Raw genomic sequence first — 26,785 nt, forward strand, 5'->3', positions numbered from 1 at the left:
CAGCCCCTCAGTCCCATTCCAGGCCGCCGCGCCGCCACACATAGGCGTAGGCGACGAAGACGGTGAGCACGAAGAGCAGCATCTCCACGAGCCCGAAAAGCCCCAGGGCGTCGAAGGTGACGGCCCAGGGGTAGAGGAAGACGATCTCGATGTCGAAGACGATGAAGAGCATCGCCGTCAGGTAGTACTTGATGGGAAAGCGGCCGCCTCCGGCCGGAGTGGGCGTCGGCTCGATACCGCACTCGTACGCCTCAAGTTTTGCCCTGTTGTACCGCTTTGGGCCGATTAGCGTGGCCATGACCACGGAGAAGATCGCAAACCCCGCTCCCAGGGCACCGAGCACGAGGATGGGCGCGTACGCATTCACGCTCCTCGCTCCTTCCAGTCGTCCTTGACCGTTGGACCGCACTGCCGGGCCGCGGAAGATCGCCCCCATGTGAGGCAGTTCACAAGCCTGGCTGCCCCGCATCTTATGCCCGCCCCTCTGTGATCTGCGACACGGGGTACAGCAAGGACTTTGTGATCTCCACCACCTGACGAAGGATCATGAAGTCGGATGAGCGGTGATCTTGGCACTCGAAGCGCCCAGGTGATCACCAGATGTGACATCCGGACCGGAAACCCCTGGTCGGGGCGGTGTCGCACTATCAAGAGGTGGCATCTACAAGCAAATTGGCGATGGACTCCGACCGGGTGATAAAGGGGCGGGCCGTCGCCCGGTCGGGGGGTCGACGGGAGCGAAGTGGACGTGTGCACCGATTCACGAGCCACCCGCCCGCCTGATGGACCCGAGATGTGACCTGCGCCACACGAAAAAGCCCCGAGGGAAACGGGGCTTGGCCAACGGTGTGAAGAGGTGGTAAGCGGCGGTCAATTCGGACGTTTCGCGGAAAACCCGTGATCAAGGCCCGGATGGCGCATGCCCGGATTGTCCGTTACGGCGTCAATAAAGCCGCCAGATAAGCGGATTAGGTGGTTCCGAACGTAACTGTGGCGCAACCCACGTTTCTTGAAGGGAACCGTGAAGCCCTGATAGCGGTTGTACTCATGTCCCAGACCGCTCACATACCCAGCCACCGGAAGCCCCGCCGCAGCGCCTCGAAGCTCGCGCTCCGTGCCGGAGTTGCCGGTGGCGTCCTCAGCACCATCGCGGTGGCCGGCGCCGCCGGGCCGGCGAACGCCGACCCGGTGACCGAGACCATCGAGATGCCCACGCTGGGCTCGCTCGACACGGACCTGGCGAGCGCCGTCTCCGCCTCGGCCGAGGCGTCCCAGCAGGAGGCCCTGGACCTCAGCCTGCAGGCCCAGGAGACGGCTGCCCTGGAGAAGGCCGCCAAGGACGCCAAGAGGGCCAAGGCCGACGCCGACCGCAAGGCGGCCGCCGAGAAGGCGGAGAAGGCCGAGAAGGCCCGTCAGGCGGAGCGTGAGCGCGCCTCCCGCACCCAGACGCGCACCACGCTCTCGTCCTCCTCCGGCTCGTCGTCCTCCGACAGTGGTTCCTCGTACGAGAGCAACACCGAGGCCCCCACCGGCTCCGCCGCCGCGATCGTGGCCTTCGCCCGCGCGCAGGTCGGCGACGCATACGTCCGTGGCGGCACGGGACCCAACTCCTGGGACTGCTCCGGTCTCGTGCAGGCCGCCTACCGCCAGGCCGGCATCGACCTCCCCCGGATCTCCGGCGACCAGTCCTCCAGGGGCACGTCCGTCTCGCTGAGCAACCTCCAGCCGGGCGACATCCTGTACTGGGGCAGCCGCAGCGGCTCGTACCACGTCGCCATCTACGTCGGCGGCGGCAAGTACGTCGGCGCGCAGAACCCGTCGACCGGTGTCGTCGAGCGCTCCCTGGACTGGGACACCCCGTCGGGCGCGGTCCGCATCCTCTGATCACCCGCACCACGGCGGAAGCCGTCACTCCTCGGGGGAGTGACGGCTTCCGCGGTTTCGGTGACGGTTCGCCCTACTTCCGGAAGGCCTCGATGATCCGGGCGTAGCTGTCCCCGCCGTGACCGGCGTCGACGGCGGCGCGCATCAACTCCAGGTGCAGCCGCGGCAGCCGGTCGTCGATGCCCCGTTCCTCCCCCGCGTGCAGCAGGTGCCCGATCGCCGCCACCTGTACGTCGATGGTGGCGTCCGCACCCGGGTACTCCCCCGCGTCGATCTGGTCGGCGTACCCGCTCATGAACCAGGAGACGGTCTTCAGCCAGCGGTTGGCGACCGCCGTGAACTCCTTGGCCGCCACTCCGTCGGCGCCCGCGAGGGCCGTCGCGTGCAGCCAGCCGCCGAAGACCGACCACATGAGCCCGAGGAGCCCCGCGTCGTACAGCGAGGCGAGTCCGGCGTCCTCGCCGAGGTCCACCGGGTCGCCGAGCACCTCCAGGGTCGCCCGGTGCGCGGCGAGCAGGGCGGGCGAGCCCGCGTACAGGATCATGTTGGCGCTGTCGCCGACGCCCGGCGGGGTCGTCATGATGCCGCCGTCCAGGTACCCGACGCCGTGTGCCGCCGCCCACTCCGCCTCCGCGCGGGCCTGCTCCGGGGAACCGCTGGTGAGGTTGACGAGGACCTTGCCGCGGAGCGACGCGGCCTCGGGGGCGAGGAGTTCACGGACGGCCGGGTAATCGAGGACGCAGACGACGACCAGCTCGCTCGCGGCGGCGGCCTCGGCGACGCCGGCGGCGCGGCCGGCGCCCCGGGCGACGAGGGCGTCGGCCTTCGCGGGGGTGCGGTTCCAGACGGTGGTGGGGTGGCCCGCGGTGAGGAGGGCGTCGGCGAGGGCGGCGCCCATCTGTCCGAGACCGATGACGGTGACGTTCGGCTTGTTCATGACGTCCACGCTCGCAGCGGCGGAATCCGGCCGACAGTGGCAGGGCTGACCATGTCCGCACCATTCCTGCCACGGTCGACGTAGGCTCGACGCCATGAGCACAGGGGTCGTCGCCATCGCCGTCGTACCGGACCAGCGGGTCGGCACCTCGCTCTGGGAGCTGTACGAACTCTCCATCGCCGCCGCCGTCTTCGGCGTCCCCCACCCCGATCTCGCCGACCCCTGGTACACGCTCCGGTTGTGCGGGGACGCGGGCGGCGCGGGCGTCTTCTCCGTCCGTACGGACCACGGCCTCGACGGGCTCGTCGGCGCGGACACCGTGATCGTGCCGTCCGTGCCGGACGCGGTCGTGGACCACGGCGAGGAGGTGCCGGGCGAACTCGTCGAGGCGCTGCGCGCGGCCGCCGCGTCCGGCGCGCGGATGGTCTCGCTGTGCACGGGCGCCTTCGCGCTCGCCGCCGCCGGGCTGCTCGACGGCCGCCGGGCCACGGCCCACTGGCAGCACACCGGGCAACTCGCCGCCCGGCACCCCGAGGTGATCGTGGACGACTCGGTGCTCTACACCGACGAGGGAACGGTCCTCACGAGCGCCGGGGCCACCGCCGCGCTCGACCTCTGTCTGCACCTGGTCCGCAAGGACCTCGGCGCCACCGCGGCCGGCCAGCTCGCCCGCAGGCTCGTCGTCCCGGCCCACCGCACCGGCGGCCAGGCCCAGTTCATCGAGGCGCCCGTGCCGCCCGCCGACGGCGACAGCCTGGGGCCCGTCCTGCAGTGGGCGACCGAGCACCTGGCCGAGCCGCTGACCGTGGAGGAGCTCGCGCTGCGCGCCCGGATGTCGCCGCGCACCTTCCACCGCAGGGTGCGGGAGGCGTACGGCACCACACCGCTGCAGTGGCTGCTCCAGCAACGGGTGGCGCGCGCCCAGACGCTCCTGGAGTCGACCGATCTGCCGGTGGAGCAGATCGGCGACCACAGCGGGCTCGGTACGGCGGCGAACCTGCGCCGCCACTTCACCCGTACCGTCGGGGTCTCCCCCTCGGACTACCGACGGGCCTTCAGGCCCACCGGCCTCACGCCTTCGGGGCCACCTTCGAGAGACCGTTGATGATGCGGTCCATCGCGTCGCCGCCGGTCGGGTCGGTGAGGTTCGCCAGCATCTTGAGCGTGAACTTCATCAGGACCGGGTGGGTCAGACCGCGCTGGGTCGCGATCTTCATGACCTTCGGGTTGCCGATGATCTTCACGAAGGCGCGGCCGAGCGTGTAGTACCCGCCGTAGGTGTCCTTGAGGATCTTCGGGTAGTTGTGCAGGGCCAGTTCGCGCTGGGCCGGGGTCTGGCGGGCGTGCGCCTGGACGATGACGTCGGCCGCGAGCTGGCCGGACTCCATGGCGTACGCGATGCCCTCGCCGTTGAACGGGTTGACCAGGCCGCCCGCGTCGCCGACGAGCAGCAGGCCCTTGGTGTAGTGCGGCTGGCGGTTGAAGGCCATCGGCAGGGCGGCGCCGCGGATCGGGATCGTCATGTTCTCCGGCGTGAAGCCCCAGTCCTCCGGCATCGAGGCGCACCACGCCTTGAGGACCTCGCGCCAGTCCAGCTCGCGGAAGGCGGAGGAGGAGTTGAGGATGCCGAGGCCGACGTTGGACGTGCCGTCGCCCATGCCGAAGATCCAGCCGTAGCCGGGAAGCAGCCGGTCCTGCGGGCCGCGCCGGTCCCACAGCTCCAGCCAGGACTCCAGGTAGTCGTCGTCGTGGCGGGGGCTGGTGAAGTACGTCCGGACGGCCACGCCCATCGGGCGGTCCTCGCGCCGGTGCAGGCCCATGGCGAGGGAGAGCCGGGTCGAGTTGCCGTCGGCGGCGACGACGAGCGGCGCGTGGAAGGAGACCTCGCGCTTCTCCTCGCCGAGCTTGGCCGTGACGCCGGTGATCCGGCCGGTGCGGTCGTCGATGATCGGCGCGCCGACGTTGCAGCGCTCGTACAGCCGTGCGCCCGCCTTCTGCGCCTGGCGGGCGAGCTGCTCGTCGAAGTCGTCGCGCTTGCGGACGAGTCCGTAGTCCGGGTACGAGGCGAGGTCGGGCCAGTCGAGCTGGAGGCGGACGCCGCCGCCGATGATGCGCAGGCCCTTGTTGCGCAGCCAGCCGGCCTCCTCGGAGATGTCGATCCCCATGGAGACGAGCTGCTTGGTGGCGCGGGGCGTGAGCCCGTCGCCGCAGACCTTCTCGCGCGGGAACGCGGTCTTCTCCAGGAGCAGGACGTCGAGTCCGGCCTTGGCGAGGTAGTACGCGGTCGTCGAACCGGCCGGGCCCGCCCCGACGACGATCACATCAGCGCTGTGCTCGGAGAGGGGCTGCTGCTCGGTCACGGCGGGGTCTCCCGAAGGTCGAGGACGAGGGCGAGGTGGTGCGGTTTCAGTCTAGGGCGGCCGGTTCGGGCCGTCGGGGCCCGGGCGCGCCCGCGGCGGGGGCGGGGCTGGGGCGGGGGCCTTAGGGCTTGAAGCCCCGGTGGAGGGCGACGATGCCGCCCGAGAGGTTCCGCCAGGCGACCTTCGACCAGCCCGCCTTCTGGAGCAGGCCGGCCAGGGTCGGCTGGTCGGGCCAGGAGCGGATCGACTCGGCGAGGTAGACGTACGCGTCCGGGTTGGACGAGATCGCGCGGGCCACCGGCGGCAGGGCGCGCATCAGGTACTCCTCGTACACCGTGCGGAACGGCGCCCAGGTGGCGTGCGAGAACTCGCAGATCACGACCCGGCCGCCGGGCTTGGTGACCCGGTACAGCTCGCGCAGCGCGGCCTCGGTGTCCTGGATGTTGCGCAGCCCGAAGGAGATGGTGACCGCGTCGAACACGTCGTCGCGGAAGGGGAGGTTCATGCCGTCGCCGGCGGTGAACGGCATCCACGGGTGCTTCTGCTTGCCGACCCGGAGCATGCCGAGCGAGAAGTCGCAGGGCACGACGTAGGCGCCCGCGCGGGCGAAGGGCTGCGAGGAGGTGGCGGTGCCGGCCGCCAGGTCGAGGACGCGCTGCGCGGGGCGGGCGTCGACCGCCTTGGCGACCTCCTTGCGCCAGCGCCGGTCCTGGCCGAGCGAGAGCACGTCGTTGGTGAGGTCGTAGTTCTTGGCGACGTCGTCGAACATCGAGGCGACTTCGTGCGGCTGCTTGTCCAGGGATGCGCGGGTCACTGGCGTTCGGCCTCGCAGACTCGGGTACGGCTCGGGTGTGGACGGACCCGCCCATTCTGGCAGGCGCCCCACCAGGACCACGGCGGGGCCCGCCCTCTTGTGCACCGAAGGCGTGGAGGTCAGGGACGGGCTCTAGGGCCTTTCGTTTGGATCAGGCCGGATCAGGGAGCGGGCTCCGGTGCCGTGCATCGCAAGGCGGAGGAGGGAGTCAACGCGGAGCGTTGGGGACTGACGACAACGCGGCGAGGCGCGGCACCGGAGCCCGCGAGCCCGGCATGATCCGAACGAAAGGCCCTAGCGGCGGCGGTGGACCAGGCGGCCGTCGATGACGGTCGCCACGCACGTCGAGGCGCCCAGGCGGACGAGCGCGGCGCTGTCGGGGACGTCGAAGACGGCGAACCGGGCGGGGCCGCCCGGTGCGAGGCGCGGCAGCAGCACGAGCGGCACCGGCGAGAAGGACGGCGGGCCCGGCAGCACCTCGGGCCGCCTGCCGACGGCGAGCCCGGCCCGGCGCACGGCGTCCACGGCGACCCGGCCGCGCAGTTCACCGGCGACGGCGACCGTCCCGTGGGCCAGCATCCGCTGCACGCCGCGGCGCGCGGAGGCGCCCCGGCGGGAGGGGTCGGCGCGGAAGATCTCCAGCGCGCGGGCGCCGGTGATCGGCGCGGTGCCGAACTCCTCGGCCTCGCGCGGATCCGGGTGGTACGTGGCTTCGAGCAGCTCGGGGGCGTACGGGTTGAGCAGCCCGGGGGTGAGGATGCCGGGCCACCGCCGCACGCGTGCCTCGGGGCGCACGGCGGCCAGCTCCTCGAACGGGCCGACGGCGCCGAGGCGCGCGCCGTCGACCAGGACGGCGGTCTCGGGCGACGCCTCGGCGACGTGGATCGTCAGCACGGCGGCGTCAGTTGGCGTCCAGGAGCTTCAGCTCCGGATGGGCCGTCCCGCCCGCGATCGCGGTGGACGAGATGTGCGAGGCGACCCGCTCGTCGACCGGGTCGTTCGCCGGGTCGTCGTGGACGACGAGGTGCTCGTACGTCGTGGAGCGCTGCGCCGGGACGCGGTCCGCCGTGCGGATCATTTCGATCATCTCGCGCAGGTTGGAGCGGTGCTTGGCGCCCGCCGAGGAGACGACGTTCTCCTCCAGCATGATCGAGCCGAGGTCGTCCGCGCCGTAGTGCAGGGTCAGCTGGCCGATCTCCTTGCCGGTGGTCAGCCACGAGCCCTGGATGTGGGCCACGTTGTCGAGGAAGAGCCGGGCGATCGCGATCATCCGCAGGTACTCGAAGAGCGTGGCCTGCGTCTGGCCGCGCAGCTTGTTGTTCTGCGGTTGGTACGTGTAGGGGATGAAGGCCCGGAAGCCGCCCGTCCGGTCCTGCACGTCACGGATCATTCGCAGGTGCTCGATCCGCTCGGCGTTGGTCTCGCCGGTGCCCATCAGCATCGTGGACGTCGACTCGACGCCCAGCTTGTGCGCGATCTCCATGATCTCCAGCCACCGCTCGCCGCTCTCCTTGAGCGGGGCGATCGCCTTGCGCGGCCGCTCCGGCAGCAGCTCGGCGCCGGCGCCTGCGAAGGAGTCGAGACCGGCGGCGTGGATCCGGGTGATCGCCTCCTCGACGGAGACTCCGGAGATCCGGGCCATGTGCTCGACCTCGGAGGCGCCGAGGGAGTGGATGACCAGCTGCGGGAAGTCCTTCTTGATGGCCGCGAAGTGCTTCTCGTAGTACTCGACGCCGTAGTCCGGGTGGTGCCCGCCCTGGAACATGATCTGCGTGCCGCCGAGCTCCACGGTCTCCGCGCAGCGGCGCAGGATGTCGTCGAGGTCGCGGGTCCAGCCCTTGGCGGTGTCCTTGGGCGGCGCGTAGAAGGCGCAGAACTTGCACGCCGTCACGCAGACGTTCGTGTAGTTGATGTTCCGCTCGATGATGTACGTGGCGATGTGCTCGGTCCCCGCGTACCGGCGGCGGCGCACCGCGTCGGCCGCCGCGCCCAGCGCGTGCAGCGGCGCGGAGCGGTAGAGGTCGAGCGCCTCCTCGGGGGTGATCCGGCCACCCTCGGCGGCACGGTCGAGCACGGACTGGAGGTCGGCCTTCTCGGTCACCGGGTGCGTCCTTTTCGGAGGAGTTCTGGGGCCTTCAAGAGGGGTCTTGACGGGTCGAACCAGCCTACGCCAGCGCTTCTCAGGACTTCCGCAGGGTGCCGGTCGGGCGGCCCGCGGCCTCTTCGTCGGAGCGGTAGGCCAGCGTCCCGTCGGCGTTGAGGGTGAGCGTGAAGGAGGAGGTGCCGGTGGTGCAGAGTCCCGCGGTGCTCGGGCGGTCGGGGTCGGTGCGGTCGGCGATCGTGAGGTCGGTGGCGGTGGCGGAGCTGAGCCTGCCGATGCCGTGACAGCTCACGGTGGTGCCGAGGAGGCTGATGGTGTGGGTGGTGCGGACGACGTCCTCGCCCGTGCGGCCCTTGGTCACGACGGCGGTGAAGTCGCCGTGCGGGGAGCCGTTGCGCTCGGTCGTGGGCCCGGTCCAGGTGCCGAGGAAGGCGGCCGGGACGGCGGCGACGGGGGCCGTGTCCGTCGGGGTGGGTCGGGGGGTGCGGCTCTGCGTCGGGGTGGTGGAGGGCGTGGCGGCCTCGGTGCTCGGTTCCGTGGCGGCCGGCGGCTTCGAGGTGTTCCCGGTCCCGCCGTTCCTGCCCGCGTCGTCGCCCCGGGTGCCGCCGGGCAGCAGGTCGTAGAGGAACCCGGCGCTCAGCGTCACGGCCGCGAGCGCTCCCGCGACGGCCAGCGCGAGGGTGCAGCTCACCCGTCGTCCGGCCACGGCGAAGGTCGCCCGCCGCTCGCCGGGGGCGGTGGGCGCGGAGGCGTTCTCCGCGGTGGGAGTCACCGACGGGGTGGGTGTGGCGGGTGTGGCCGGTGGGGGGCCGTACACGCCGTGGTGCGGGGGCGGGGTCGTCGGAGGGCCGAAGACCCCCGACGGCGGACCGGCCGCACCCCCCTCGATGGACGGGGCCGTGAAGGGCACGGGGCCCGAGGGGTGGTCGGGGCCGCCGAGCGGCGCGTCGGAGGCCGCGTCGATGTCGAGGAGGCGTACGGCGGTCCGGCTGATCTCCTCCAGGACGCGGGGCGGCAGCCAGCCGGACGCGACGAGGGCGGCCGCTCCGGCCGGGGCGAGCGCGGCGGCGAGGGCCGCCGGGGTCGGGCGGTCGGCCGGGGCCTTCGCGAGACAGGCCGTCACCAGCTCGCGCAGCTCCCCCGCGAGCGCGCCGAGGTCGGGCTCCTCGTGGACCACCTTGTAGAGCAGGGCCGCCGAGGTGTCGCCGGGGAAGGGCGGGGCCCCGTTCGCCGCGAACGCCAGGACGGCGCCGAGCGAGAAGACGTCGGACGCGCCGGTCGCGCCGTGCCCGAGGATCTGCTCGGGTGCCATGTAGCCGGGTGAGCCGACCGAGACCCCGCTCGCCGTGAGCGAGGCCGTGCCGTCCGTGGCCCGCGCGATGCCGAAGTCGATCAGGCGGGGCCCCTCCACGGTGGCCAGCACGTTGGACGGCTTCACGTCCCGGTGGACCAGGCCGAGCCCGTGCACGCCCGCCAGCGCCTCGGCGAGACCGGCGCCCAGGGCCCGCACCGTGTGCTCGGGGAGCGGCCCGGCCGCCTCCACCGCACGGGTGAGCGTCGGCCCGGCGACGTACCCGGTCGCGACCCACGGGACGGGCGCGTCGGGGTCCGCGTCCAGGACGGGCGCCGTCCACCGGCCGCCGACCCGGCGGGCGGCGGCCACCTCGCGCCGGAACCGCTCCCGGAACTGCTCGTCCAGGGCGAAGTGCGGATGCACGATCTTGACGGCGACGGTCCGACCGCCTGCCGTACGGGCCAGATAGACGCGCCCCATCCCGCCGGCACCGAGCCGGCCGAGGATCCGGTACGCGCCGATGGTCCTGGGCTCCCCCGCGTCGAGCGGCTGCATGTCTCCCCCTTGATGGCCCCGGTCACGGGCCGGTTCTGAGCCGGTTTCCGAGCCGGTTTCCGAGCCGGTCCGGAGCCGGCCCTGAGTCGGTTCCGAGCCGATCGTCGTCCGTCACGGCCCGGTCGTGGCGCGCACCGCGCGAACCGTGGGCCGGATCACCACGATTCGGAACCGTACCCAGCCAACCGATCGCCCACCACGCCACTCCTCCCTTCCGTAGCCCCATCCGTAATCGACCTTCGTGTCCGAAACATCCGGAGTCGCCCCATGAACCGCCTCCCCAGGTTCCTCGCCACCGCCCTCGCTCTCGGTACCGCGGCCGCACTGGTGACCGGCTGCTCGGACGAGGGCGCACCACTCACGTTCGACACCCCGACGGGTGAGTCGAGCACGACCCGGCAGGCGACGGATCCAGGACAGGGCGCGGGCCGGGGCGCGGGCCCGGGGAAGGGGACGGGAGGGCCCGAAACGGTTCTTCCCACCGGCCCCAAGGCGAGTTTCACGACGGCCAACACCCTGGACGACGGCACCAAGATCGGCGTCACCACGCTCGCGGGCGCGAAGTCCGGTTTCACGGGCAAGGTGTGGGTGTGGGCGCCGAAGCAGTATTTCGACCCCGCGTACGCGAAGAGCGGCTTCCCGGTCCTCGTGGCGCTGCCGGGCGGAAACGGCTACCCGATGAATTACTGGATGGGCACGGACCTCAAACTCCAGTCGAGCATCAGCACGTGGTCGCAGGAGGGAAAGAGCCTGCCGTTCATTGTGGTGATGCCTGTCCTCAACCCGGACGACAAGTACTACTACGACGGAAGTGATATTCCGGGGCAGCCGAAAATGGGCACCTGGCTCACCGAGGACGTCCCCGATTTCGTCCGGGCCAATTTCCGTACCTTCGCGTCCAGGGACGGCTGGGCTTTCATGGGCTCGTCCTCGGGCGGCTTCGCCGGGCTCAAGGCCGTGCTCCAGCGCCCGGACCGGTTCAAGGCCGTGATCGCCTCCGGTCCCGACACCGTGCCCGACTCGCCGCTGTGGGCGGGGCACGAGGCGGCGCGCCAGGCGAACAACCCGGAGAAGCTGGCGAAGGCGCTCGGCACGAAGCCGGACACCGAGGAGAACCGGGTCTACCTCGCGTTCCAGATCGGGACCAGGGAGTCCGGCCTCGGCAGCCTGAAGAAGTTCGTGAAGGACTACACGAAGGGCCCGGTGAAGACCCGCCTCCAGGTCATCCAGGACGGCGAGCACAACGCGAAGACCTACGTCCGGGGCATGGGGGACGGTTCGATCGCCTGGATCAGCGAGCAGATGCAGGGCCCGGTCCCGTCCCCCTGACGCGTCAGCCGCGGTGGGCGGCGAGCAGCTCCACCCGTACGTCCGCGGGGAAGCCGGTCGTCGGACCGGTCCTGCGGGCGAACTCGCGCACCCCCGCCAGCTGCTCGGGGCCGAACCGGAAGTCCAGGGTCCGGAAGTACCGTTCCAGCAGCTCGGCGTCGAAGGACTCCCAGCGCGCCGCCTGCTCCGCGACCTTGGTGACCTCCACGAGCGACAGGTCCCGCGAGGCGAGGAACGCCTCGTGGACCTCGCGCACGGTCTCCGGCTCGCGGGCCAGGAAGTCCTTGCGCGCCGCCCACACCGCGAAGACGAACGGCAGACCCGTCCAGTCCTTCCACATCAGACCCAGGTCATGGACCTGGAGCCCGAGGCGCGGCGCGTCGTGCAGCGAGGCCCGCAGGGCGGCGTCGCCGATGAGCACGGCCGCGTCGGCCTCCTGCATCATCAGCCCGAGGTCGGGCGGGCACGTGTAGTAGTCGGGCCGCACGCCGTACTGCTCGGCGAGCAGCAGCTGGGCGAGCCGTACGGAGGTACGGGACGTGGAGCCGAGGGCCACCCGCGCACCGTCGAGCCGGTCCAGCGGACGCTGGGAGACGATCACGCAGGACATCACGGGACCGTCGCAGCCCACGGCGATGTCGGGCAGGGCGACGAGGTCGTCGGCGTGTCGGAGGTACTCGACGAGGGTGATGGGCCCGATGTCGAGGTCACCGGCCACGAGCCGCTCGCTGAGCTTCTCGGGGGTGTCCTTGGTCAGCTCCAGATCGAGGAGCGTTCCCGTCCGGGCCAGGCCCCAGTAGAGGGGCAGGCAGTTCAGGAACTGGATGTGTCCGACGCGGGGCCGGCTGCGCTGGTGGTCGTCGGTTGCATTGTCCACATCGCGAGGCTAGACCCGTCCCGGACGCCGGACATCGCCGGGGCGCGCGTGGCGCCGAACGTCAGCACGTCAGGGCTCCGAACGTCAGCACGTCAGAAGGTCGTCAAACGTGTGGGTGACGTGATCTTTCCCTCTAGTGCGTCCCAGACCCTGCGTGCTACGCTCATCGCAAGTTGCAGTTTGGTTTCCCTTGCAGTACAGAGCCTGCGGAGCATGTGACCCGCAGGCTTTTGTAGTTTTCAGACTTGTTTGCAGGTTCTGGAGCAGGGCAACCCTTTGGCCCAAGGAGGGCTTATGGCTACCGGAACCGTCAAGTGGTTCAACGCTGAAAAGGGCTTCGGCTTCATCGCCCAGGACGGCGGCGGCCCGGATGTCTTCGTCCACTACTCCGCGATCAACGCGTCCGGGTTCCGCTCCCTCGAGGAGAACCAGGTCGTGAACTTCGACGTCACCCAGGGCCCGAAGGGCCCGCAGGCGGAGAACGTCACCCCGGCCTAAGTTGCCCGGGTCGGCGATCGCGCACGGCTAGAGAAGTACCCAAGGAGCCCCGCTCCGTGCCTTCGGGCACGAGCGGGGCTCCTGCCTTTGGTGCCTGCCTTTGGTGCCTGCCTTTGGTGCCTGCTTTTGGTGCCTGCCTTTGGCTCCCGCGCTCCGGCTCCTGCCTCGACTCCTGCTTTCGACTCCTGACTTTCGTTGTGGACGCCACCTACTGTGGACGTATGACCGAACGCAAGCCGCCCGGTGTCAGCTTCGAGTCGTTCGTGGACAAACAGATCCGCGAGGCCGCGGAACGCGGCGAGTTCCGGAAGCTGGCAGGCTTCGGCAGACCCCTGGCCGACGACACCGCGCCGTACGACGAGCTGTGGTGGATCAAGCAGAAGATGCACCGCGAGGGCGCGTCGGTCCTCCCGGCCGCGCTGGCGCTCCGCAAGGATGCCGAGGACGCGCGGGAGGCGGTCGACCAGGCCGTCTCGGAGACGCAGGTGCGACGGATCCTGGGCGAGATCAACACCCTGATCGCGGAGGCGCTCCTGCGCCCGCCCCCGGGCCCGCCGCTGAACCTGAAGCCGTTCGACGTGGAGGCGGTCGTGGCGGAGTGGCGAGCCGGACGAGGAGTTGGGTGACATGAGGAGTGCCGACCTGCTCATGGACGCGTTCGGCCGCGTCCAGGAAGCCGTGCACGGGGCCGTCGAGGGGCTGTCCGAGGACGAACTGACCGCCAGGATCGACGAGGACGCGAACTCGATCGCCTGGCTGGTCTGGCACCTCACCCGGATCCAGGACGACCATGTCGCGGGCGTCTTCGACACCGAGCAGATCTGGACGGCCGACGGCTGGAAGGACCGGTTCGGGCTGCCCTTCTCCGCGCGCGCCACCGGCTACGGCCACTCCAGCAGCCAGGTCGCCGCCGTCCGCGCCCCGGCGGAGCTGCTGCTCGGCTACTACGACGCCGTGCACGCGCGAAGCCTGGAACACCTCGGCACCCTGACCAACGCGGACCTCGACCGCGTCGTGGACGAGGCCTGGGACCCGCCCGTCACGCTGGGCGTTCGCCTCGTGAGCGTGATCGCGGAGGACAACCAGCACGCGGGACAGGCGGCGTACGTGCGGGGTGTGGTGGAGCGACGCTAAAGATCGTGACGTCGTCGCACGGGCTTGCTATTCTCCGGCGATCACTTCACGTGGGGCGATGATCCGGATGGGGGGGACCCTTCGGCCGCCTCCGTGTCCTTCCGACCGTCCGCGAGTCCGTTCCGGCGCGTGCGCGGTCGCCCCAGGGGAGGCCCGCCCGTGCACCACGTCCTTGTCCCGCGCCGTCGGCGGCTCACTCTGTCGGTGGGGGTCGTCCTGGCCCTGACCGTGGGCGGTGCCCTCGCCGTGCCGTCCCCCGCGCTCGCTCTCACGGCCGTCGACGCCGACGCGACGCAGCGGGACGAGACCGCTGACGTCGCGTACCCGCGCGACGCCCGGATCGTCGGCGTGGGCAGCACCGGCTTCCTGACCTGGGGAGTATCGGGCGGCGCGGTGGAAGAGCGGTGGACACGTTTCGCGGACGGTTCGTCGACGGTCCTGGCCGGCGGCCCCTCCTGGGTCACGGCGTCCGCCGCCTCCGACGTCGTGACCCTGAACCAGGGCTCGCACGTCACCCTGCGGGACATGGCCGCCGGGAAGGACGTCCTGAGCGTCGACCTGCGGAACGTGGGCACCCACGGCGGACAGTACGCGGGAACCGTCGAATCGATGCTCCTCGTCCGGACCCCCGGAAGCCCGGGCGGCGAGACCGTCCACATCCTGAGCCAGGACGGCGACAAACTGTCCGACCGGGTCGTGACCGGCCTGCCCGCCGACGCGACATCGGTGTACGCCACCGGTTCGAGGACATCCGGCCACGTTCTGCTCACGTACATGACCAGGTCCGGCGCGGCGGAGAAGCGGTACTGGGCACTCATGGACCGAGCCACCGCCACTGTCACCGAGACGCGCGAGATCGTCAGCCCCGGCCAGTGGACCGGCAGGGTCGCGCTGTCGGCGACGCACGTCGCGTGGGTGGAGTACGACGCGACCCAGAAGGCATCGGTCGTCGCCCTGGAGCGGGGTACGGGGACGACGCAGCGCGTTCCCCTGGTCGGCGCGAGCCGTGTCGAAGTCGGCCTGGTGGGCGACTGGGTGACGTACGCGGACCGCGACGCCCTCGGCGACTACCACCCGAACCCGTGGGGCGCCCTGCGGGCGCGCAACCTGACGACGGGCGCGACCCGGACGCTGACGGACCACGTGAAGTGGGCGGGACCCGGGCCCGACGGGGCGCAGTTCGTCCAGGGCGGCACGGTCGCCCGGGGCGAGGGCCTCTACCGGATCGCCCCCGGTGCGGACGGTGTCCCGGTCGCCGAACCGGTCGCCTCCACCGGCGAGTCGACCAAGGTCACGCTGCTGGGTCACGACATCCCCGCGCAGGTCTCCCCCGCGCCCGGCGACGGCGTGATCCGGCTGGACTGGCGGCTGTCACGGGTCAACGTGGTGGCGAAGGTGACACTGCGCCACGTCCAGAGCGGGAAGACGAGGACCGAGGACCTGTACCCCTCGGGGGACCTCCTCGACGACCCGCACGCCATGCGCTTCGACTGGCAGGGCGACGTCCCCTGGAAGAACGAACCGGACATGCCGACCGGGGCGCCGAACGGGACGTACACGTGGACGATCGACGCGAGGCCGCTCGACGGCATCGGTCCGAACCTGGTGGCCTCCGGCAGCTTCGACCTCACCCACGCGCCCGCGCCGCACGACTACGACGACGACGGCTCCCCCGACGTCCTCGCGCGTGACACGTCGGGACGGCTGTGGCGGGGCGACGCCTTCTACCGTTCCGAGAGCGGCCAGCTCGATCAGCTTCCCGTCGAACTCATCGGCGCCGGCTGGCAGGTCTACGACCGGATCGAGGCGGCGGGCAACCTCGGCGGGCTGCCCGTCGGGGACCTCGTCGCCCGCGACAAGGCAGGCGTGCTCTGGCTCTACCTCGGCAAGGGCGACGGCACCTTCGCCACCCGTACGAGGATCGGCGCGGGCTGGAACGCGTACACCCAACTCACCGCCGGCAGCGACCTGAACGGCGACGGCCGCCCCGACCTGCTCGCCACCGACACGGCCGGCGACCTGTACCTGTACAAGGCCACCGGGAACCCCACGGCCCCCTTCTCCGCCCGGACGAAGATCGGGCACGGCTGGGGCATCTACAACCAGCTCACCGCCACCGGCAACATCGCCGGAGCCGCCCCCGGAGACCTCGTCGCCCGCGACAAGGCGGGAGTCCTATGGCTCTACACCGGCAGGGGCGACGGCACTTTCACCCCGCGTACGAGGATCGGCAGCGGCTGGGGCGGCTACGGCCACCTCCTGGGCGTCGGCGACGCCGACCGGGACGGCCGCCCCGACCTGTACGCAAGCGGTGCCGACGGGACCTACCTCCACAAGGGCACCGGCGACTGGCGCGCGCCCTTCCGCCCGCGCGAGGTGGTCGGCGTGTACTCCGACGGCACCGACCGCCGGTACAACCATTTCGCCTGATCGTCAGTCACACCCGTCGTCGCACGACACATACGCCTCGTCGCACCTCCGAGGAGAACGCACACCTTGATGCACGCACGCCCCGCCCGTCGCCCACTCGTCGCGGCCGTCACCACCGTTCTCGCCGTGACCCTCGGCGCGACCGCCCTCACGGTCCCGGCTACGGCCGCCCCCGCCACCGAGGGCTCGACGGCGGGCAGGACGGACGCACAGAACGTCATCGCGTTCCCGCGCGGCGACAAGATCTTCGGGGCCACCTCGTCGGGCTTCCTGACCTCCAACTACCCCGGCGGGGGCACCCTCGTCGAGCGGCGCTGGGTACCGGTGGACGGATCCGCTCCGAAGCAGCTGTCGTCGAGCAACCCCCTCCAGAGCACCGGCTCGGGGAACCTCGTGGGCACGCGGGTGGGCTCCGACGCGATCCTCCTGGACGTCTCCACCGGCCGGGAGGTCACGCGCGCGTTCCTCGGCCCGCGCGAGACGCTCCGCACGTACGTCGGTGCGGCCGGCCAGGCCCTCTTCACCACCTCGGAGAACGGGACCGGGAGCCGCGACCTCCACCTGCACCGGTCCGTCGGAGAGACGCAGGTGACGGGCCTCCCTGCCGGCGTGGAGTCCATCGCCGTCCGGGCGGGAACACCCGACCACGGCCTGGTGACCTACTCCACCGGCACGGGCGCGGAAACCAAGTACTTCCTGAGCCTCGTCGATGTGTCCACGGGCGCGGTGACCGAGACGTACGCCCGTCCCGCAGCCGCCGTGAACGAGGACATCGCCGTCTCCGCGACGCACGTGGCCTGGGTCGAGGCCCCCGCCGCGTACCGGACGGCGGTGGTCGTCGTCGACCGCTCCACCGGCCGGGACCAGCGCGTCACGCTCGACGACGTGTGGGCGAGCAACATCGAGGTCGGCCTGGTCGGCGACTGGGTGACGTACGGAGCGCGGGGCGCGCTCGCGAACGGCAGCCCGCGCCCCACGAACGCGCTGACCGCCCGGAACCTCACCGACGGGAAGACCACCGTCAAGCTCCTCGACCATTTGACGTCCGCCGCCACCGCGCCCGACGGCACGCAGGCCGTGCGCGGCGGAACGGTTGCCCAGGGCGAGGGCGTGTACCGGATCGCGCCCGGCTCCGACGGCGTCCCGGCCGCCACCCTCGTGGCCGGCACCGGAGAACCGACCAAGCTCACGCTCGTCGACCACAATGTCCCGAGCACGATCGACCTCGACGCCAACGGCGGCCGGGTTCCGTTCGTATGGACCCTCTCCCGCGGCCAGGCGGAGGTGACCGTCACCCTGCGCCACACCCGGACCGGGAAGGCGAGCGTCGCGTACCTCTACGACCAGCCGGACTCGCCGTCGTACACGTTCGACTGGGAAGGCGACCTCGACTGGGCCCGCAGCGCCTACAACGGCGACTACACCTGGCAGCTCACCGCCAGGCCGCTGAACGGCATCGGGCCGAACGCCACCGCCTCCGGCGCCTTCAAGGTCGTCCGGAAGCCCGCACCGCACGACTACGACGACAACGGCTCGCCGGACGTCCTCCTGCGGGACGCGTCGGGCCGGCTGATCCGCGTCGACAGCTACTACCACCCGGGTGTCAACATCACCGGTCAGCTGCTGGAGGCGGAGCAGAAGGTCATCGGCTCGGGCTGGAACATCTACGACCAGATCGAGGCCGTGGGCAACGTCGCCGGCGCCCCCGCCGGGGACCTCGTCGCCCGCGACAGGAACGGCGTCCTCTGGCTCTACCTCGGCAAGGGCGACGGGACCTTCGCCACCCGTCTGAAGGTCGGCGCCGGCTGGGGCGCCTACAACAAGATCACCGGCGGCAGCGACCTCGACAGCGACGGGAAGGCCGACCTCCTCGCCACCGACGCAGCCGGCGGGCTCTACCTCTACAAGGGCACCGGTGACTGGCGTGCGCCGTACGCCGGCCGGGTGAAGATCGGCCACGGCTGGGGCATCTACAACCAGCTCACCGCCGTCGGCAACATCGCCGGCGCCTCCGCAGGGGACCTCGTCGCCCGCGACAGGAACGGCGTCCTCTGGAGCTATCTCGGCAAGGGCGACGGCACCTTGGCCGCGCGCACGAAGATCGGCGGCGGCTGGAACACGTACAGCCACCTCGTCGGCATCGGCGACGCGAACCGCGACGGCCGCAACGACCTGTACGCGTACACCCCGGGCACCGAGTACAGCATGGGTAGCGGATCCTTCTACCAGGGCTCCGGCAGCTGGCGCGCCCCCTTCAAGGGGCGGGAACTGACCACTGTGGACGGCAGGTTGACGCTGAACCCCACCGTCGCCTGACCGCCCTCCGGGCGCTCTCCCCCTCTCTCTCCCCCTCTCCCTCTCTCCTCCTGAGGAACCGAACGTGATCAGAACCCGCATACCGCGGCACCGTCTCGCCGCAGCCGTGACCGCCGTCCTCGCCGTGACCGCCGGTACGGCTCTCGCGACGGCGCCGGCGACCGCCGCGACGCCCACGGCCGTCGGGAACGCCGTGCCCGCCGGTGTCAGCGACACCATCAAGCTCCCCGCCCCGTCGCAGATCCTCAGCGCCGGACCGACCGGTTTCCTCAGCTCCGTGCAGCGGACCGGCTGGCCCCAGGGCAACGACTACTTCTGGACCAGCACGGTCGACGGCACCACCACCGAGCTCCCGGAGTGGTCCAGTGGCTGGCGCGGCGGCGCGTCCGACGTCGTCGTGGCCAAGGAGGACGGCACCACCAACTACCTGCTGCAGGACATGACGCAGCCCGGCAGCGCGCCCGTCGTCATCGTGCAGCCCGACACCCGTCTCTCCTGGCAGGGCGTCGTCGGCCGGACGCTGGTCTTCGCCCACTACGACGGCACGACCCAGAAGTCTCAGCTCCGCCTGATCGGCGAGGGCAACCAGCCGGGCAGCGACCGTGAGGTCACCGGCCTCCCGGCGGACTTCCGGTTCCAGGATGTCGAGGTGCTCTCCGACTCGAAGCTGCTCGTCCGCTACAGCTCGTCCGGCGGGGGCCCGGAGGACCGCTACTACCTCACCGTCGTGGACGTCGCGACCGGCGCCGCCGGCGAGCGGTACGAGATCGGCGCCGCCCCGTACGGCCTCGACGCGGCGGTCTCCGGCGACCGCTGGGTCTGGGTCGAGGCGGCGTCGACCGCCGACGCCAAGCTGAAGTACGCGGCCCGCGACGGGTCGGAGACCTCGCCCGCCACGGAGGCGGTCGCCCTCGGCAACGCCATCCGCACCCACGTCGGCATCCTGGGCGACTGGGTGACGTACGCCGCGCCCGGTGGCGACACCGCCACCGGTGTCTCCCCGCACCACGCGCTCACCGCGGTCAACGCCACCGACGGCTCCACGGTCAAGCTCCTCGACCACGCCTCGTCCTCCGTCCCCACGACGGACGGCGCGCTCCTGGTCCGCGGCGGTACCGTCGCCCACGGCGAGGGCATCTACCGCGTCGCGCTCGGGGCGGACGGGAAGCCCGCCGCGACCCTGGTCGCGGGGAACGGCCAGCCGACCGCGCTCACGCTGTACACCGCGGCCACTCCCCCGGTGATCGACCTCGACAAGAACAACGGTGAGACCCGGCTGCGCTGGGTGCTCTCCCGGACCAACGCCAAGGGCTCGGTGACGGTGCGCCATGTCGCCACCGGCCGCAGCATGACGCACGTCTTCTCGCAGGCGGTGCCCTACGAGGGCAAGGCCTCCGTCGAGTTCCTCTGGGACGGGCGGCTCTTCAACGCCGAAGGCGTGAAGGAGTTCGCGTCCAGCGGCGACTACGCCTGGGACTTCACCGCGTCCCCGCTCAACGGCATCGGTCCGGACGTCAAGCAGTCGGGCACCTTCAAGGTCACCCGCACCGCGGGCGCCCACGACTACACCGACAACGGCAGCCCGGACCTGCTCTCCCGCGACGCCGCGGGTGTGCTGTGGCGCGAGGACTCCGTCACGTCGTCCGAATGGCCGGACGGCATGACGACCGGCCAGGTGCGGGTCGGCCCCGGCTGGCAGATCTACAACCAGCTGGAGGCCGTCGGCAGCGTCGCGGGCTCCACCGCCGGAGACCTCGTCGCCCGCGACAAGGACGGTGTCCTCTGGCTGTACGTCGCCAAGGGCGACGGCACCTTCGCCACCCGTTCGAAGATCGGCGCCGGCTGGAACGTGTACACGTCGCTCGCCGGTGGCAGCGACCTGAACGGCGACGGGCGCGCCGACCTCGTCGCCACCGACACGGCCGGGGACCTGTACCTGTACAAGGGCACCGGCGACACCGCCGCGCCCTTCGCGCCCCGCACCAAGATCGGCTGGGGCTGGGACATCTACAACCAGCTCACCGCCACCGGCGACATCGCCGGCACCGCCGCCGGCGACCTCGTCGCCCGCGACAAGACCGGTGTCCTCTGGCTGTACGAGGGCAAGGGCGACGGCACCTTCGCCGCCCGTACGAAGATCGGCGCGGGCTGGGGCGCGTTCACCCACCTCGTCGGCATCGGCGACGCCAACCGCGACGGGCGGGCCGACCTCTACGCGATCGGCGCGTCGGGCGCCAAGTTCTACGCGGGCACCGGCACCACGGCGGCCCCGTTCAAGCCGGCCGCCGACAGCAGCCTGCACACCACGCAGGCACCCACGGTGTTCTGACCGGGCTCCGCGCCCGGTCCGGTCCCGCCGCTCTCCGCTCCTCCCTCCAGGGAGGAGCGGAGAGCGGCGGGTCGTCACCCGCCTCCCCCCGGCTTCCTCACACCACCAGGAAGGGCCCCCTTGTTCCACGTTCCTCCGCCCCGGCGACGGATCGCCGCGGCCGCCATGGTCGTCCTCGCCGTCACGGCGGCGGGTCTGACGACACCCGCCGGAGCCATGACTCCCTCGTCCGACGGCTCGACGGCCGCCCCCGCCGCAGCCACGGCCACGCAACAGGACGTCCCCGCGCTGCCGGCCGGCTCGCGCCTGGCGAGCGCCGGTGCTTCGGGGTTCCTGACGAGTCTGTCGACGCCGGGCGGGATCGTCGAGTACCGCTGGACGCGGTACGCGGACGGCGTCACGACCCTGCTGCCGCCCGGCCCGTACCGGGGCGGCAACCAGACGGACTTCGCCGTGCGGTCGGCCGGCAGCGTGCACACGCTGTACGACCTCGGCTCCGGCGCCGATCCCGTGACGATCGACACCGCGAGTCTCGGCCCGGACGCGCAGTTCCGGCAGCTGATGGGCGCCACCCTCGTCATGACGAAGCCCGACGGCGCCGGGGGCACCGAGGTCCACCTGGTCAGCAAGCCCGCGGACACCGTCCTCGACCGCAAGGTCACCGGGCTGCCCGCGAACGCCTCGATCCCCTTGACCGCCACGTCCTCCGTCGACACCCTGATCCTCAGGTTCGTCATTGCGGGCACGACCGAGCAGCACCTCGCCCTGGTGGACATGGCCACCGGCTCGGTCGTCGAGGACCGGGTCCTGCCCACCGCCCGTGTCGAGGGCGCGAGCAGCACGTCCGCCACGCATGTGGCCTGGGCCGAGGTCGCCGATCCCCAGCAGGTGACCTTGGCGGTGGCCCGTCGGGGCGACACCTCGACAGCGCCCGAGCGGGTCCTCCTGGGCTCGGGCAGTGTCCAGGTCAAGCTGCTGGGCGAGGACTGGGTCACGTACGGGGTGGACGAGATCGGGCAGTACCACCCCAATTCCCTCTACGGCCTGACGGCCCGTTCTCTGACGACCGGGAAGACCGTCAAGCTCCTGGACAGCGTGCGGACCATCGTCCCCGACATTGACGGCAGGCTGCTCGTGCGGGGCGGCACGGTCGAGCACGGCAGGGGCTTCTACCGGATCTCGCTCGGGGCGGACGGCACCCCTGTCGCCACCCTCGTGGCGAGCATGGACGAGCCCATCGTGATCGAGGCGAGGGTGCACAAGCCGCTTCCCGAGGTCGTCGACCTCGGCAGCGGTGACGCGGAGTTCTGGTGGGGGCTCAACCGGGGCAACACCGAACTGACGCTCCAGCTGACCCACACCGCGTCCGGCAAGCGATGGACCTCCGCGTCCCAGAAGCGCTCCTCGCCCGGCGTCAGCGGAGTGCGCTGGAGCGGCCTGTTCGACGACAGCACCGCCGCCTACAACGGCGACTACACCTGGCGCATGACGGTCCGTCCCTCCGACGGCATCGGCCCGGTGGTGGAGCAGACCGGCACGCTCAAGGTCGCGAACAAGCCCGCACCGCACGACTTCTCCGACAGCGGCTCCCCGGACCTGCTCGTCAAGGACAGCTCCGGTCGGCTGATCGGCTACGACGCCCGCCAGACCCTGTACCACACCGGGAAGTGGGGCGACCCGGCGAAGCGCGAGCAGGTCGACCACGGCCTGGGCTGGAACACCTACGACCGTCTCTCGGCCCCGGGGAACATCGGCGGCTCCGTGCACGCCGATGTGCTCGGACGTGACCGGTCGGGCGTCCTGTGGCTCCACACGGGCGACGGCAAGAGCTTCGCGCCGCGTACGAAGATCGGCGCCGGCTGGCAGGTCTACGACCGGCTCACCGGTGGCAGCGACCTGAACGGGGACGGCCGGCCCGACCTTGTCGCCGCCGACAAGGCCGGGGACCTGTACCTGTACAAGGGCACCGGGAACGCCGCCGCGCCCTTCGCCCCGCGGCAGAAGATCGGCTTCGGCTGGGGCATCTACAACCAGCTCACCGCCACCGGCAACATCGCCGGCGCCCCCGCGGGAGACCTCGTCGCCCGCGACAGGGCCGGCGTCCTCTGGCTCTACCTCGGCAAGGGCGACGGCACCTTCGCGCCCCGTATCAAGGTCGGCGCCGGCTGGGACCGGTACACGGACATCGTGGGAGTCGGCGACACCAACAGGGACGGCCGCCCCGACCTCGTCGTGCAGGGCGTCATGGGCGGCACGCACGAGACCCTCGCGCACTACGAGGGCACGGGCGACTGGCGCGCGCCCTTCGGCTCCCGCCAGGGTGTCTACAACCCCGAGGAGCTCGGCACGGGGGTCGTCACCCTCTTCTGAGCCGGCTGACGGCCGGCCGCCCGGGGAGTCGGGCGGCCGGCCGTCAGAACGCGAAGACCTTCCCCGTCTCCACGTTCAGGAGGCACGCGTTGGCGTACGTCTTCTTCCACGTGACCGGCTCGTGGTCGTACGTGCCCTCGGCCCTGGCCGTGACCGGGTCGTAGACCATCGGGCAGATGGCGTCGGGGGTGACCGGGAGTTGTTCGAAGTCGCCGCCCGCGGTGCGGAGTTCTTCGCAGGCCGTCTCGGCCTCGGGGTGGTTGCCGCCGGTCGGGCGGCAGCCGAGCAGGGCCGCCTCGATGTCGCCGGTCGCGTCGGAGGTGACCGTGAGGAGGAGTTGGGTGGCCGGGGCGGGAGCGGCGGCGCCGGCGGTCCCGGCGAGGGCGACGCCGGTGAGGGCGGCGCCGGCGACGGCGGCCGTGGCCAGCGTGAACGCGAGGGTGCTCTTCATGCCCCGCGCAACGAAGGGTGCCGTCGCGGGTCACCGGGCGCCACCCGGTTGCCCGCGAGGTTCATCCGCTCCGCCGCGCCTGGCACTCTGATGGGCCAACTATCCGTACGATTCTGTGACTTGAAGAGCGATGCGGATCGCAGGATAGTCTCGCTATCCTGTTGATCATGCAGGGGGATGCGGACATCGACAGCGCGCGCCTGGACGGCAGCGGAGCCCTACCGCTCGAACCGGGGGACCCACGGCGGATCGGCGCCTTCAAGCTACTCGGCGTGCTCGGCTCCGGCGGCATGGGGCGGGTCTATCTCGGCGCCGTGCCGGGGAAGTTCGCGGCGGTCAAGCGGGTGCTGCCCGTGCTGGCCGAGGACGCGGACTTCCTCAGCCACTTCGGGCACGAGCTGGACAACCTGGCCCGGCTGCCCGCCGGGGCCAGTGTGCGGCTGCTCGCGAGCGACCGGACGGCGAAGCCGCCGTGGTTCGCGACCGAGTACATCCCGGGGGTCACCCTCAACGAGGCCGTCAGGCTCCACGGCGGCCCGCTGCCCACCGAGGCACTGTGGCGGCTGCTGCGTGAGGCGGCGACCGCCCTGCGGGCGGTGCACGCCGCCGACATGGTGCACCGGGATCTCAAGCCGTCCAACGTGATGCTCACCTCCGGCGGTCTGTCGCTCATCGACTTCGGCGTCGCGCGCGCCGCCGACCAGAGCAGGCTGACCCGGACCGGCATGGTCATCGGCACGCCCGCGTACATGGCGCCGGAGCAGGCGGTCGCCGACCCGCGGCTGACCGGACAGGCGGACGTCTTCGCCCTCGGCAGCCTGCTGCTGTACGCGGCGACCGGTCGCCCTCCGTTCGGCGACGGCTCCGGACCCGGTCTGCTCTACCGCGTCGTCCACGGCGAGCCCGACTTCGGGCGGCTCACGGAGACCGCTCCCGCCCTGGCCCACCTCGTGAAGTCCTGCCTCGCCAAGGACCCGGCCGCCCGGCCCACCGCCGCCGAGGTCGTCGAGCTGACGGAGGACTACGCCGACGACACCCCGTGGCCGGCCGCCGTCATGGCGCCGGTCGCGGCACGGGACGCCTTCGCCGCGACCGCGCCCACGGCCGAGGAGCTCGCGGACCTCGCGGACCTCGCGGGCGACGGGCCCGAAGCGGCGACGGACGACACAGGTCAGGACATCGGGACCGTGGCGCTCGTGCAGCGGCCGTCGACGGAGCCCGCCACCACGGGGGCCGACGTGGCGGCGCCCACCGGCAGGCGGGAAGGACGCCGCAACCGCTTCGTCATGCTCGCCGTGCCCGTCGTCGTGGCCACCGGCACCACCCTGACCGTCGCTCTCGGGCCGTACCAGATCGGCCGCCAGGGCGGGCCCGACGCCTCGGCCGCGCGGCCGCCGTCCGCCTCCGCGTCGCAGTCGGCCTCGCCGGGCACCTCCGCGCCGCCGACGGGCACCGCGACCCCGTCCGCCTCGGCGTCGCCCTCGTCAGGGGCCCCCTCCTCCCCGTCCGGAACGCCTTCCGGGACCGGGCCGGGCGGTTCCGGCGCGGCGGGCGGCGGCGCCGCGGCCGGTGGGGGCGCGGGCGGCGCGGCTGCCGGCGGCGGCACCGGAACCGCACCCGGCACCGGAAGCGGGAGTGGCAGCGGAGGCGGGGGCGCGTCCGGGGGCGGCTCCCAGCCGACCACCCCGAAGACCACGCGCCCGGCGCCCCCGCCCTCCGGGGGCGGCTCGTCGACCTCGGGGACGTACTCCCTGGAGAACGCCGGAAACGGCCAGTGCCTCGTCGAGTACAACCCCGGGTACGGCATCTTCGCCAACACCCACGAGTGCGGTGTCCTGCCCAACAACAGCGGCAGCGCCTCGTACTCCTGGACCTACTCGGCGGGCGCGAACGGGGCCTTCCGGCTGGTCAGCAAGAACACCGGCAACTGCCTCCAGTCGGGCGGGAACCCCGGCGGTGTCGGCGTCGCCGCCTGCAACGGCTCCAGCGGCCAGCTGTGGAAGATCCACCACACGACGTCGTCCGGCCGGACGATCAAGAACGTCGCCAACGGGGAGTGCATGGTCGTCGGACCGCCGTTCCTGACCACGGCCGCCTGCGACTCCGGCAACCGCGGCCAGCTCTGGCGGAACATCTCACCCGTGTGACGGCTCCTGCCGGTGCGACGGCTCCTGCCGGCGCGAGGCCGGGCCGAAGACGGGGACGGCGACCTCGCCCTCCACGCGGAAGGTGACCTCCAGGTCCATCCCGATCCGGAGGTCGGCCTCCGCCACGCCCACCACCTCGGTCATCATCCGGGGGCCCTCGGCGAGGTCGACCACCGCCGCCACGTACGGCACGCGGTCGCCGAAGGGCGGGAGGTCGTTCCTGTGGACGACGGACCAGGTGTAGAGCGTGGCCCGGCCGCTCGCGGGTTCCCAGGTCACGTCCTCGCTCCAGCAGTGCGGGCAGAACTCGCGCGGGTAGTGGTGCGCGCGGGCGCAGCAGGCGCAGCGCCGGAGCAGCAGCCGGCCCTCGCCCGCGGCCTGCCAGTAGGGACGGGTGAAGGAGTCGATGTCGGGGTCGGCGGCCGTCACAGGAAGAGTCCGATCGCGTGGTCGAGGGACCAGGTCTGCCAGGACAGCGCGAAGAGGGCGACGAGCGAGATGAGCGCCATCATCGCGTTCTGCCCCTGCTCGGCCCAGTCGTGGATCATCAGCACCAGGTAGAGGAGGTTGAGGAGCAGGCCGCCGATCAGGGCGACCGGGGTGAGGAAGCCGAGGATCAGGCCGAGGCCCAGGGCGAGTTCGGCGTAGACGACGACGTACGCCATCAGCTGGGGGCGCGGCGCGACGACCGCGTCGAAGCCGCGCTTCACGAACGGCCACCGGTGCTTCCCCGCGACGTCCGCGGCCCACGCGATGCCCGTGCCGCGCTCGAACCAGCCCTTCTTGTCCTTGTGGCGCCAGCTCTCCAGCCACCACAGGCCGAGGCCGATGCGGAGGACGGCGAGCCATTCGGCGCCGGTGAGCCAGACGGTCTGCATCGGCGATACCTGCCCCTCCCGAGATTCCGATCTGACGATACGTCAGTTAAGGACGTCAGTTCAGCGGATGGGGGCTCGGCC

General features: G+C 71.7%; 22 protein-coding genes. 11 read left to right on the plus strand and 11 right to left on the minus strand.

What is annotated here, in order from left to right; all coding sequences use genetic code 11:
• Positions 1 to 7: 7 nt before the first annotated feature.
• A complete protein-coding gene (locus ACF09C_RS24920; RefSeq protein WP_030494815.1) occupies positions 8 to 367 on the minus strand; it encodes an NADH-quinone oxidoreductase subunit A in 360 nt (119 codons plus the stop codon).
• Positions 368 to 1,047: 680 nt separating this feature from the next.
• On the opposite strand from ACF09C_RS24920, the gene ACF09C_RS24925 reads away from it, so the two are divergent.
• Positions 1,048 to 1,884, plus strand: coding sequence for a C40 family peptidase (locus ACF09C_RS24925; protein ID WP_392094432.1), 837 nt, complete (start codon positions 1,048 to 1,050; stop codon positions 1,882 to 1,884).
• Positions 1,885 to 1,957: 73 nt separating this feature from the next.
• On the opposite strand, the gene ACF09C_RS24930 is transcribed toward ACF09C_RS24925, so the two are convergent.
• The gene (locus ACF09C_RS24930; protein WP_392094434.1) at positions 1,958 to 2,830 is read right to left on the minus strand and encodes an NAD(P)-dependent oxidoreductase; all 873 of its coding nucleotides are present in this window, start codon (positions 2,828 to 2,830) and stop codon (positions 1,958 to 1,960) included.
• An 85-nt stretch (positions 2,831 to 2,915) separates the two neighbouring features.
• Between ACF09C_RS24930 and ACF09C_RS24935 the strand changes: the two genes are divergently transcribed.
• Positions 2,916 to 3,926 carry a helix-turn-helix domain-containing protein gene (locus ACF09C_RS24935; RefSeq protein ID WP_392094436.1) on the plus strand — a complete coding sequence of 337 codons (1,011 nt, stop codon included), beginning with the start codon at positions 2,916 to 2,918 and terminating at the stop codon, positions 3,924 to 3,926.
• Here the strand turns inward: ACF09C_RS24935 and ACF09C_RS24940 are convergent.
• The 5 genes from ACF09C_RS24940 to ACF09C_RS24960 form a co-directional block, all read right to left on the minus strand.
• Positions 3,892 to 5,181 carry a geranylgeranyl reductase family protein gene (locus ACF09C_RS24940; protein ID WP_362424525.1) on the minus strand — a complete coding sequence of 430 codons (1,290 nt, stop codon included), beginning with the start codon at positions 5,179 to 5,181 and terminating at the stop codon, positions 3,892 to 3,894. The two genes, ACF09C_RS24935 and ACF09C_RS24940, sit on opposite strands and share 35 nt — an antisense overlap.
• Positions 5,182 to 5,302: 121 nt before the next feature.
• Positions 5,303 to 5,995, minus strand: coding sequence for a demethylmenaquinone methyltransferase (locus tag ACF09C_RS24945; protein ID WP_392094437.1), 693 nt, complete (start codon positions 5,993 to 5,995; stop codon positions 5,303 to 5,305).
• Between the two features lie 294 nt (positions 5,996 to 6,289).
• A complete protein-coding gene (locus ACF09C_RS24950; RefSeq protein WP_392094439.1) occupies positions 6,290 to 6,889 on the minus strand; it encodes a hypothetical protein in 600 nt (199 codons plus the stop codon).
• A gap of 7 nt (positions 6,890 to 6,896) precedes the next feature.
• On the minus strand, positions 6,897 to 8,096 hold the full coding sequence (mqnC, locus tag ACF09C_RS24955) for a cyclic dehypoxanthinyl futalosine synthase (protein ID WP_392094441.1): 1,200 nt from the start codon (positions 8,094 to 8,096) through the stop codon (positions 6,897 to 6,899).
• 79 nt (positions 8,097 to 8,175) lie between these two features.
• Positions 8,176 to 9,945 carry a serine/threonine-protein kinase gene (locus ACF09C_RS24960; RefSeq protein ID WP_392094442.1) on the minus strand — a complete coding sequence of 590 codons (1,770 nt, stop codon included), beginning with the start codon at positions 9,943 to 9,945 and terminating at the stop codon, positions 8,176 to 8,178.
• A gap of 267 nt (positions 9,946 to 10,212) precedes the next feature.
• On the opposite strand from ACF09C_RS24960, the gene ACF09C_RS24965 reads away from it, so the two are divergent.
• Positions 10,213 to 11,274: an alpha/beta hydrolase gene (locus ACF09C_RS24965; protein WP_392094443.1), complete on the plus strand. Its 1,062-nt coding sequence runs from the start codon at positions 10,213 to 10,215 to the stop codon at positions 11,272 to 11,274.
• A gap of 4 nt (positions 11,275 to 11,278) precedes the next feature.
• Here the strand turns inward: ACF09C_RS24965 and ACF09C_RS24970 are convergent, their stop codons facing one another.
• Positions 11,279 to 12,151 carry a menaquinone biosynthetic enzyme MqnA/MqnD family protein gene (locus tag ACF09C_RS24970; RefSeq protein WP_392094445.1) on the minus strand — a complete coding sequence of 291 codons (873 nt, stop codon included), beginning with the start codon at positions 12,149 to 12,151 and terminating at the stop codon, positions 11,279 to 11,281.
• 294 nt (positions 12,152 to 12,445) lie between these two features.
• Between ACF09C_RS24970 and ACF09C_RS24975 the strand changes: the two genes are divergently transcribed.
• The 7 genes from ACF09C_RS24975 (at position 12,446) to ACF09C_RS25005 (ending at position 23,228) form a co-directional block, all read left to right on the plus strand.
• Positions 12,446 to 12,649, plus strand: coding sequence for a cold-shock protein (locus ACF09C_RS24975; RefSeq protein ID WP_003967102.1), 204 nt, complete (start codon positions 12,446 to 12,448; stop codon positions 12,647 to 12,649).
• Between the two features lie 221 nt (positions 12,650 to 12,870).
• Positions 12,871 to 13,275: a DUF1992 domain-containing protein gene (locus ACF09C_RS24980; RefSeq protein ID WP_392094447.1), complete on the plus strand. Its 405-nt coding sequence runs from the start codon at positions 12,871 to 12,873 to the stop codon at positions 13,273 to 13,275.
• Between the two features lies 1 nt (position 13,276).
• Positions 13,277 to 13,783 carry a DinB family protein gene (locus ACF09C_RS24985; RefSeq protein WP_392094449.1) on the plus strand — a complete coding sequence of 169 codons (507 nt, stop codon included), beginning with the start codon at positions 13,277 to 13,279 and terminating at the stop codon, positions 13,781 to 13,783.
• 159 nt (positions 13,784 to 13,942) lie between these two features.
• Positions 13,943 to 16,213 carry an FG-GAP repeat domain-containing protein gene (locus ACF09C_RS24990; protein ID WP_392094451.1) on the plus strand — a complete coding sequence of 757 codons (2,271 nt, stop codon included), beginning with the start codon at positions 13,943 to 13,945 and terminating at the stop codon, positions 16,211 to 16,213.
• 69 nt (positions 16,214 to 16,282) lie between these two features.
• On the plus strand, positions 16,283 to 18,529 hold the full coding sequence (locus tag ACF09C_RS24995; RefSeq protein ID WP_392094453.1) for an FG-GAP repeat domain-containing protein: 2,247 nt from the start codon (positions 16,283 to 16,285) through the stop codon (positions 18,527 to 18,529).
• Positions 18,530 to 18,593: 64 nt separating this feature from the next.
• Positions 18,594 to 20,858 carry an FG-GAP repeat domain-containing protein gene (locus ACF09C_RS25000; RefSeq protein ID WP_392094455.1) on the plus strand — a complete coding sequence of 755 codons (2,265 nt, stop codon included), beginning with the start codon at positions 18,594 to 18,596 and terminating at the stop codon, positions 20,856 to 20,858.
• Positions 20,859 to 20,978: 120 nt separating this feature from the next.
• Positions 20,979 to 23,228: an FG-GAP repeat domain-containing protein gene (locus tag ACF09C_RS25005; protein ID WP_392094457.1), complete on the plus strand. Its 2,250-nt coding sequence runs from the start codon at positions 20,979 to 20,981 to the stop codon at positions 23,226 to 23,228.
• Positions 23,229 to 23,271: 43 nt separating this feature from the next.
• Here ACF09C_RS25005 and ACF09C_RS25010 read toward each other — a convergent pair whose 3' ends face one another.
• Positions 23,272 to 23,679 carry an SSI family serine proteinase inhibitor gene (locus ACF09C_RS25010; RefSeq protein WP_392094459.1) on the minus strand — a complete coding sequence of 136 codons (408 nt, stop codon included), beginning with the start codon at positions 23,677 to 23,679 and terminating at the stop codon, positions 23,272 to 23,274.
• Between the two features lie 167 nt (positions 23,680 to 23,846).
• Here ACF09C_RS25010 and ACF09C_RS25015 point away from each other — a divergent pair, with 167 nt between their 5' ends.
• Positions 23,847 to 25,826: a protein kinase gene (locus tag ACF09C_RS25015; protein WP_392094461.1), complete on the plus strand. Its 1,980-nt coding sequence runs from the start codon at positions 23,847 to 23,849 to the stop codon at positions 25,824 to 25,826.
• On the opposite strand, the gene ACF09C_RS25020 is transcribed toward ACF09C_RS25015, so the two are convergent.
• Together ACF09C_RS25020 and ACF09C_RS25025 are read right to left on the minus strand one after the other, a co-directional pair.
• Positions 25,815 to 26,255, minus strand: coding sequence for a Zn-ribbon domain-containing OB-fold protein (locus tag ACF09C_RS25020; protein WP_392094463.1), 441 nt, complete (start codon positions 26,253 to 26,255; stop codon positions 25,815 to 25,817). The genes ACF09C_RS25015 and ACF09C_RS25020 overlap by 12 nt on opposite strands.
• Positions 26,252 to 26,704, minus strand: coding sequence for a DoxX family membrane protein (locus tag ACF09C_RS25025; protein ID WP_392094465.1), 453 nt, complete (start codon positions 26,702 to 26,704; stop codon positions 26,252 to 26,254). Before ACF09C_RS25025 ends, ACF09C_RS25020 begins: the two co-directional genes overlap by 4 nt.
• Between the last annotated feature and the right edge of the window lie 81 nt (positions 26,705 to 26,785).

The sequence above is a fragment of the Streptomyces sp. NPDC014870 genome (assembly GCF_043081505.1).
Lineage (GTDB): Bacteria > Actinomycetota > Actinomycetes > Streptomycetales > Streptomycetaceae > Streptomyces.